The 8,429-nt window shown below is 72.7% G+C and carries 5 protein-coding genes and 1 pseudogene; 5 read left to right on the forward strand and 1 reads right to left on the reverse strand.

Features of this window, described 5'->3' with window-relative positions; translation table 11 throughout:
- Nucleotides 1-150 precede the first annotated feature (150 nt).
- Complete coding sequence (gene pucL, locus ABZS54_RS40580) at nucleotides 151-1,044, reverse strand: factor-independent urate hydroxylase (protein WP_355547713.1); 894 nt, start codon at nucleotides 1,042-1,044, stop codon at nucleotides 151-153.
- A 328-nt stretch (nucleotides 1,045-1,372) separates the two neighbouring features.
- Here pucL and ABZS54_RS40585 point away from each other — a divergent pair, with 328 nt between their 5' ends.
- The 5 genes and pseudogenes from ABZS54_RS40585 to ABZS54_RS40605 form a co-directional block, all read left to right on the forward strand.
- Nucleotides 1,373-3,685, forward strand: a complete 2,313-nt coding sequence (locus tag ABZS54_RS40585; RefSeq protein ID WP_355547716.1) for a serine/threonine-protein kinase — start codon at nucleotides 1,373-1,375, stop codon at nucleotides 3,683-3,685.
- Nucleotides 3,686-4,112: 427 nt separating this feature from the next.
- Nucleotides 4,113-5,486: a hypothetical protein gene (locus tag ABZS54_RS40590; RefSeq protein ID WP_355547719.1), complete on the forward strand. Its 1,374-nt coding sequence runs from the start codon at nucleotides 4,113-4,115 to the stop codon at nucleotides 5,484-5,486.
- Between the two features lie 90 nt (nucleotides 5,487-5,576).
- Nucleotides 5,577-6,161, forward strand: a complete 585-nt coding sequence (locus ABZS54_RS40595; RefSeq protein WP_355547722.1) for an SUKH-4 family immunity protein — start codon at nucleotides 5,577-5,579, stop codon at nucleotides 6,159-6,161.
- Between the two features lie 60 nt (nucleotides 6,162-6,221).
- Nucleotides 6,222-7,061, forward strand: coding sequence for a nucleic acid/nucleotide deaminase domain-containing protein (locus ABZS54_RS40600; protein WP_355547724.1), 840 nt, complete (start codon nucleotides 6,222-6,224; stop codon nucleotides 7,059-7,061).
- 37 nt (nucleotides 7,062-7,098) lie between these two features.
- Nucleotides 7,099-8,429 (forward strand): annotated as a pseudogene (locus ABZS54_RS40605) (hypothetical protein); the annotation flags it as partial.

Here is an 8,429-nt window from a genome sequence, read left to right on the forward strand (position 1 = left end):
CCAAGCGGGCCACCCCCGGGCCGCCCCCGGGCCCCCAAAAAAAAACCGCCCGCGGGGGCGGGGGGGGGGGGGCGGGGGGGGGGGGGCCACATTGGGGGCCCCCGCCCCTGCGGCATGCGGCATGCGGCTCGCCGCGTGGATCGTCCCGCGTTACCGCCAGGGGAGGTCGGCGAGCGCCGGCGTCGCGTCGTCGCGCAGGACCGTGCCCTCGATCAGGCCGTACGGTCGGTCCGTCACCTGGTAGACCTCGCCCGCGTTGTGTTGGCCGAACGGACCCAGGTCGACCGGCACATGGTGCTTGTTCGGCAGTTCCAGTCGCACCTCGACCAGGTCCTCCCGCTCGGTCAACACCGCCTCGCCCATCGCATACAGGGTCTGTTGCAGGGAGAGGCTGTGCGTCTCGGCGAAGGTCCGCAACAGCGTGTCGCGGGTGGCGCCGAACGACGCGTCCCAGTCCCTCGACGCGCCCTCGTCGTCGCGCCGATGCCGCCAGCACGCCTGCACGCTCGTGGCCAGGACCCGGTCCCGGGTCGGCGCCAGCGTGGTGTATCGATCCGTCAGGAAGTCGTGGAACTCCGACCCGGTGGACTTGAGCACGGTGACGTCCGCCAGGCCCGAGCAGACCTCGATACCCGCCGGCCCGTGCAGGACACCCGCGTACCGGGAGCCGGCGGCCCGGGTCCACGCGTGCGGATGCGGTCCGTGGGTGCCGGGGATCCGAATCCAGGGATACTCCAGGACGCGTACGCGCGCGGTGTCGATCGGGTCGTACGCGTCGACGAAGTGCCGGGCCAGACGCAGCCCGAACGCCTCCATCGCAGGCAGCGGTTCGTCCTGCGCGAAGGCGTACACCACGGCGCGCATCGTGTCGGTCGGGATCACATGGGCGTTGTCGCCGCGCAGATGGGTGTCCGCGAGGTCGCCGGACAGCGACACGGACACGTCGAGATCGCACAGTTCGTGCTCGGTCGCGGTGGTCCGGGTGACCCGGACCAGTCGTACCTCGGCCTTGCCATATCGATTCGGCCCCAGAACGATCGCCATCGGTTCAGCTCCCTCGCCGTGCGGGGTGATGTTGCCGGGTGTCACCGCGTGTTGCGGTGAAGCTAGCCGCGCACGCGGAGCACGGTCAAAGGCGCGAATCCGGACATGTCCCGGCGATCCACGGATGTCGCGGCATCGGCGGCGGAAGACCGACGGAAGGTGTACGGGACGTCGACAGGCTCGTCCCGGTCCTCGGTGGGGCCTCGGCTCGAAGGGTAGGCTGCGCGGCACAGTCCGCGGGGAGGCGAGACGAACAGGGCCGGTGGCATGCCCTGGGGCCGCTCCCTGCCTTGGCATGGCACGTACGCACGTAGAGGGGGCGGCAGTCATGGATCCGCTGAAGCCGGGCGATCCCGGGGTTGTCGGGCGGTACCGACTGTCGGCCCGACTGGGTCAGGGCGGCCTGGGGATGGTGTTCCTCGGGCGCGCGCCGGGCGGTGAGCACGTCACCGTCAAACTGGTGCGGCCGGATCTGGCATCCGACACAACGTTCCTCGAACGCTTCCGCAAGGACGTCACGATCGCGCAGGAGGTCGGCGGTACACACGTCGCGCACGTGCTGGACGCGGACCCGGACGGCACGCCGCCGTGGCTGGTCGTCGAGCATGTGGCCGGCCCGTCCCTGGAGGCGGCGGTCGCGGCGCACGGGCCGCTTCCGGAACATACGTTGCGGGCGCTCGGCGCGGGGTTGGCCGAGGGACTCGCGGCGATCCACGAGGCCGATCTGACGCACCGTGACCTCAAGCCCGCGAACGTCCTGCTCGCGGCGGACGGACCGCGCGTCGCGGACTACGCGCTGGCCCGGGCGCTCGGTTCGGCCGGGATGACCCGGACGGGCGTCGTGGACGTACCCGGGCTGCCCGCGCCGGAGCAGGTCACCGGTGGCTCCATAGGCCCGGCGATCGACGTGTTCGCACTGGGCGGGGTGCTGTGCCATGCGGCAGGCGTGGCGCCGTTCGGTGCGGGGTCGGTCGCCGAGATCGCGCAGAAGGTCGTGCGCGAGATGCCTGATCTGACGGAACTGCCGGACTGGCTCCGCGAGATCGTCGCCGACTGCCTGAAGAAGCGTCCCACCGCACGGCCTTCGGCGGCCGACCTGGTCGCGCGGTTCGCTGCCGCGGAGCCGGGCGTGGACTGGCTTCCCGAGGAAGTGGCCGCGCTCTCCGCGTCTGCGGGTTCGGATTCGGATGCGGGTTCGGATTCCGGTGCTGCCGAGCGGGCGCAGGCGGACTCGGACGGCGGGGACGAGGCTGAGGAGCCGGAGACGGCCGAGGTGCCGGCACTGGCCGCGCTCGACGCACCGGCGACGACGGAACCTGCCGATGCGGACCCGGCGCCGGTGGCGATACCGGCGACCCGGACCGCCGAGGGCGGGGACGCCGAGCCGGACACCGAGGCCGAAGACGATGCGACTCCCGTGGCCACGCCCGCCGTGCGGGCGGCCAGGAAGGGCGCCGGGAAGCCGGCCGCGAAGGCCGCCGCGGTCCGGGACGACGACACCACGGGCGACGGGGACGACGCGACGCCGGTGACAACACCCGCGGCCAAGGGCGGTGCGAAGCCGGCGGCACGTGCCGCCGAGGGCGACGGCGACGCGACCCCGGTGGCCACGCCCGCCGCACGGGCGGCCAAGAAGGGCGCCGGGAAGCCGGCCGCGAAGGCCGGCGCCGGCAAGGCGGGTGCCGGAAACGACGCAAAGCCGGTCGCGCACGCCGCCGAAGGTGCGAACGAGGCCGACGACGCGACTCCGGTCACCACACCCGCCGTACGCACGGGCAAGAAGCGCACCGGAAAGCCGGCCGGCACTCCCGGCGCAGTGGCCGACGGCGACGCGACGCCGGCGGTGCGTACGGACGACGACGGCCGCGATGCGAAGCCGGCCGCCGGGTCGGGCAGGGTCGACCCGGATGCGGATGCGACGACTCCCGTGGTGCCGCCCGCCGTTCGGATCGGCAAGGACGACGACGCGCCCGCGGCCGACAAGCCTGCGGCCGAGAAGCCCTACGACGGCGGCGCGCCGGTCCGGGTGCCGGCCATCCGGCGTGGCACCGACGCCGAGACCGTCAAGGTGGCCCGGGACCCGGAATCGCCCGCGCCAGGCGGCGCCGACGACGCGACGGTCAAGGTCGCGCACGAGTCCGGCGAGCCCGCGCCCGGACGCACCGACGACGAGACCGTCAAGGTCGCCCACGGGTCCGCGGCGCCGGTGCCGCCGCGCCTGACCACGTGGGACGAAGTGGTGCCCGCCGCCCCGCCGATGCCGGCCGGTGCACCCGTCGCCGCCGCGTCCCAGGCGTCGCCGCTCGCGACCGGAACGCCGTTTCCGCCGGCTCCCGCGCCGGCCGTCGACCCACGGCCGGCCAACCCCGTGATCTGGCACGCGGTGATCGCACTCCTGGGAGTGACCGCCGTCGGGATAGGGCTGTTCCGGCTCACCGACTCCGCGTGGCGCGAGGCGCAGAACCTCGTCCTGGGCGTGGTCCTGCCCGGCATCTCGGTGTTGGCGGGTCTGGCCGGCCTGGCCACGCTGGTGCTGGCCGTGCTCGCCGCACGCGGCAAGGCCCCCGCCGGCTCACCACCCTCGCTTGGAACGGCCCCCGCCGCCGAACACACCCCGGCCGGGGCGGACCAGGCGCGATAGCCACACCCCGACCCGGTCCCACCCAGGGCCCGCCGGCCGACCGGCGGGCCCAACCTCTTCACGGCAAGCCAAGACCTGCAACGCGGGCCGGCGCCCCGGTACATGTGGACGCTCTGCGACGCCCGACCCGTGCGCCTCGGCGTCCAGGAGGCCGATTTCGAGGCCGGCGTGGACCGCGTGGGCGGCGGGTCGCACGGTGCGGAAGATTTCGCGAACTTCCCTGCACTTTGCATTACTTGACCCGAAGCCGGTTGGCCTCGCCGGGCACCGAACGTAGGTTTGGCAGGGTCGTTCGGTCACTACGGGGGTAGTTCGTACGGCGGCCCGATCGCTGGATCGTCCGCGCACGAGCGCATCACGGCGGGTAGGACCCGCCTCCTCCCGGAGCGTCGAACGCGCGCGACGGCCTACGGGGAGGCGATCGGCGATGAGCAAGACCAAGAAGGGCCCGAAGGGCGGCGATTCGGGCAGCGGACACGACGCGCCCGGCGCGTCGAAGCCGGGCGACGCGCCCGCGACCGTGCCCAAGGCACCCAAGCGGCCCGGTGTCACCGACACCTCGGACAAGCCCGGCGGCTCATCGGGCACGGACGGCGGCACCCCTGGCGGCAAGCCGGCCGGCCCACCGCCCACGGGCACCAACGGGTTCAAGCACGTCCCGGAACACGTCGAGTCCGGCGCCCGGGGCATCGACGCCTCCGCCGCCCGGATCGAGGCCGCGCACACCAAGTTGACCGGCGTACTCCAGGCCAAGGGCTCGTTCTGGAACAAGGACGGCCTCGGTCAGACCTTCGGCAAGGTCTTCGAGCCGTTGTCCACCGGCCACTCCCGCGCCGGTGGCGCGCTCCAGCAGGCCGTGGCCAAGACCGCCGGCAATGTGCGCGCGGGCGCCAAGCGCACGACCGCGACCGAGGAGGCGAACCTCAAGCGGTTCGGGAAGCGGGTCGACGGCTCGGACCCGAAGAAGCCCGGCTCCGGCGACGGTAAGGGCCCGGCCGGCTCCGGCGACAATCGGCCCGGGCAGAGCCGGACACCGGTGTACTTCGTCGACGAGGACGGTCGGGTCCATCAACTGGTCGACGGGAAACTCGTCCCGGTCCAACCCGGCGGCAATTCCGGTATCGACCGGGTGCTGAATCCGGACGGCACGATAAAGGTCAACATCAAGACCGACAAGGACGGTAATCCCGAGGTCACCCCGCGCGGCAAGCCGAAACGTGTGCCGGTGCCCGGCGGCAAGGGCCGCTACGACAAGTACGCGAAGGAAGAACAGAACGACACCGGGAATGCCACGCCGCGCACGCCGGTGCAATCACGACCCCTGCAACATCCCACGGATCTTTCCCGGGCCGTCGAGGACGTGCGCCGGGCGCAGAACGACTACGGTGGCAACAACTACGCCTCGCTGCATTATCAGGACCCCTCCGGACGCGGCGGCGATTTCGTCCTGGTGGGCAGCAGCGGCAACAACGGCGGCCATTCCGAGCGGGCGATCGGGCTGCCGATGGTGCACAACGGCATGCAGAACGACGTGACCCGGCTCTATACCGAGCGGGCACCGTGCCAACCCTTCCCGAAGACCGGTGGCGCCGGGTGTGACATCTGGGTGGACATGCACCTCAACGGCAGCGGCCGAAACGCTCCGTTGGAGGTGAGCCACGTCGCCGACTTCGATTCGCGCCGGCTCGACGGCGCGGACCGCAACGGCCCCTTCAACCTGTACATGCACGACCTGCAGCGGCAGCACGCCGCGGGCAACACCGGCCCGCTGGCCGGTGTATACACGTACCAGTATCCGTAGGCGTCCGCAGGCTCGAAGCCGCCGGAACGGCGGCAGGCGGCTCGAAGGCCCGGGAAGGGCCGGAAGCGCCGGACACAGCTGGAGTGATTCATGATCTTCGACATCGACCGCCGCGGGCTGCTGGAGGTCTTCCCCGAGGGCCGGGTGGTGCGCGCCTCGCGCGCCGAACTCGCCGAGGTCCCGGGGCGGGTCGAGGACCTGGACTTCCTGTGCGACGTGGGGATCCCGCAGGGGTTGTTCCGGATGGCCCCGGCCCTGGCCGGCGAACCGGGCGCGCAGGCGTCGCGCCTGCTCGACCTCGGCCACCCGGACGAGGGAGTCGACCTGCCCGAACTCGACGGCGTCGGTCCGGTGCTCGTGCTCGGCGGAATTCAGCAGTGGTACGTCTTCCTTCAGCTGAAGACCGGCCGGATCCACGCCTTCGCGGACGGCGGATCGGAGTACTGCGAGATCAACGGCGACCTCTCCTCGTTGTGCACCATGTTGTATCTCCTGTGGACGAAGACCCCGCGCACGGAACCCGGGAGCACGGGCCCGGGCAACGAGGAGTACCGGCGCGTCGCGGACTCGATCCGGGCCCGGATCGAGCCGCTCGATCCGATTCCGTACCGCGGGGAAAGCCTGTGGATTCCCTATTTCGGTTCGTACATCGACGGTCTGTATCCGCTGCGCTGATCGCACGGACATCGAGCCGTACCTCGACCCCGCCGTCGAAAGAGAGATACTCGAATCACCATGGACTCTGACCTCTCCGCCGCCCTCCATCAACGCTTCGGCCGGGACGGACTGCGCTATGCGAACTCGCCGCAGCTCGCCGGTGTGCCGATGCCCGTGCAGGTCGGCGCGTACTTCATCGGCGCGGACGACGAACACCCCGCGACGCTGGGGGCATTCGCCGACGCGATCGGGGAGTCGCTGCCCGATCCCGCGGTGCGCGAGCGGGTCCGGCTCGGCACCGATCAGGGCGCGGAGCTCTACGTCGCCGCGGACGGCTCGGTCCGGGCCCTGTTCCTGGGCGTCGACCTGCCGGAGATGCCTGTCGCAAGCAGCGTGGAGACGTTCGCCGCCGGGCTGCTGACGCTCGATCAGGCGTTGCCCCGGATCGCCGCGGTGGACGAACCGGTCGAGGGCTTCCCGCTCTTTCGCGAGCTGCGCGAGGAGCTGCTCGCGCTCGACCCGGCCGCGTTCGCCGAGCGTGAGGCGTGGTGGCCCAGGGTGTTGGACGATGTGCGACTGCCGCTGAACATCGCCGGCTCGGCCGCGTTCGAGATCCTGGACGCCGACGGGAACAAGCAGATCGTGACCGAGGTGTCCCGCCCGGGACTGCCGCACCCCGAGGAACTGGTGTGGTACCGCCTGTCGGCCGAGGGTGTGCCGGCCGAGGACGTGCTGCGGGTGTACTGCGAGCTGGAACCCTGCCTGATGCCCGGCCACTACTGTGCGCTGTGGATGGGCCGGCTGTTTCCCGACGCCGAGTTCACCCACAGCTTCGGCTATGGGGAGAGCGCGCAGTCGCGGGAGGACGGCGTCCGGGCCCTGATGACACACGTCGCGGAGCAGGCCGACAATCGCTGACCGGTCAGCGTGCACCACGAATCGGGGGACGGACACCGTGGTCGACAACGACGGGCATCGACTGCCGCACATGGGCGCCGGCCGACACCTGGCCGCCCGCGCGCTGCTGGGCTGGCTGGACGACGAGCGGTCGCCCCGCCTGTGCCTGGTCGGCGGTTCGGCGGGTTCGGGCAAGTCGCACCTGTTGGCCTGGTTGTACGCCGCCACCGCCGCGGACGACACGCCACCCGCCCGCCGACTGCACGCGTTCGTGCCCGCCGCCGGCCTCACCGTGCCCGGCGTCGTCGCGGAACTGGCCGCCCACCTGGGCATCGCCGCCCGCACGCCCCGACAACTGATCGCCGCGGTCGCGCTCGACCCCCGGCGCACGGTGATCGCGGTCGCCGACCCGGACCAGGCCGGCGTGCCCGGCTTACCCGGCGAAGGTGCCCGGATCGTCGCCGAGTTGCTCGACCCGCTCCTCGAACTTCCGTACGTGCGACTCCTGGTGGAGTGCACCCGGCCGGACACCCGGGCGGCGTTCACCAGCGTCGCCGCGCCCGCCACGCTGAACCTGGACGAACCCCGCTGGACCCACCCCGGCCGATTCGAGCGCTGGTACGCCGAACTCGCGGCCGGCTCGTCCCTCGGCTCGCCGTTCGGCGCCGAAGCCGCCTTTCCGCACCCGGGACTGGCCCGACTGGCCGCCCGCGTGGATGGGGCACGGCTGCCCGCGGCGCCGAACAACAGCGCGCCGGGCGGCCTGCCGGATCGGGCGGCGCGCATCCACCTGGCCTGGTGGGCGACCCTGCCCGAGGACGTGCGCTCGGCCGTGGCCGCACTGTCCGGGCTCGACCTGCCGCTCTCGGCCCACCAGTGGGAACGGGCACTGACCGCGCTGTACCCGGCGGCCGGTCCGCAGCCCGCCGCCGCGACGATCGAACACGCGACGCGCGTGTTGCCGGCGGTGTTCGAGGGCGGCGACACATGGGCGCTGCCGGCCGGGCCGCTCGCCGAGTTCGTGCTCGGCCAACGCCCGGAGAGCGCCGAGCCCGGCCGCCCGGGCCGGGTGCACGCCGCGCTGCGGCACGAGGTGGACGCCGGCATCACCGACCTCGCGGGACTGTACGACGCGGGCGAGGAGCGCGTCTCGGCGATCCTGGCGCACAGCGTGCGGATCGGCGACGCCGCGGCGTTGGCCGCCGACCCCGTCGTGCAGGCGCTGGCCCGGCCGCAGACGGTGGCCGGCGCGCTGATGGCCACCGGGCAGTGGGCGCAGCCCGCCCAGGCCGCTTTTCGCGGTGCGTTCGGCACGCTGCTCGGACAATCCGGGCCGGCGGCCCGCGCGGCGCTGCTCGCGGTGCACCGGCTCGGCCGCGACGACGCGGC

Origin of the sequence: Embleya sp. NPDC005575, from assembly GCF_040605455.1 — a bacterium.
Lineage (GTDB): Bacteria > Actinomycetota > Actinomycetes > Streptomycetales > Streptomycetaceae > Embleya.

Coding starts and splice junctions, on each gene's coding strand:
- pucL (WP_355547713.1), bottom strand. CDS start 1,044: ATGGCGATCGTTCTGGGGCCGAATCGATATGGCAAGGCCGAGGTACGA.
- ABZS54_RS40585 (WP_355547716.1), top strand. CDS start 1,373: ATGGATCCGCTGAAGCCGGGCGATCCCGGGGTTGTCGGGCGGTACCGA.
- ABZS54_RS40590 (WP_355547719.1), top strand. CDS start 4,113: ATGAGCAAGACCAAGAAGGGCCCGAAGGGCGGCGATTCGGGCAGCGGA.
- ABZS54_RS40595 (WP_355547722.1), top strand. CDS start 5,577: ATGATCTTCGACATCGACCGCCGCGGGCTGCTGGAGGTCTTCCCCGAG.
- ABZS54_RS40600 (WP_355547724.1), top strand. CDS start 6,222: ATGGACTCTGACCTCTCCGCCGCCCTCCATCAACGCTTCGGCCGGGAC.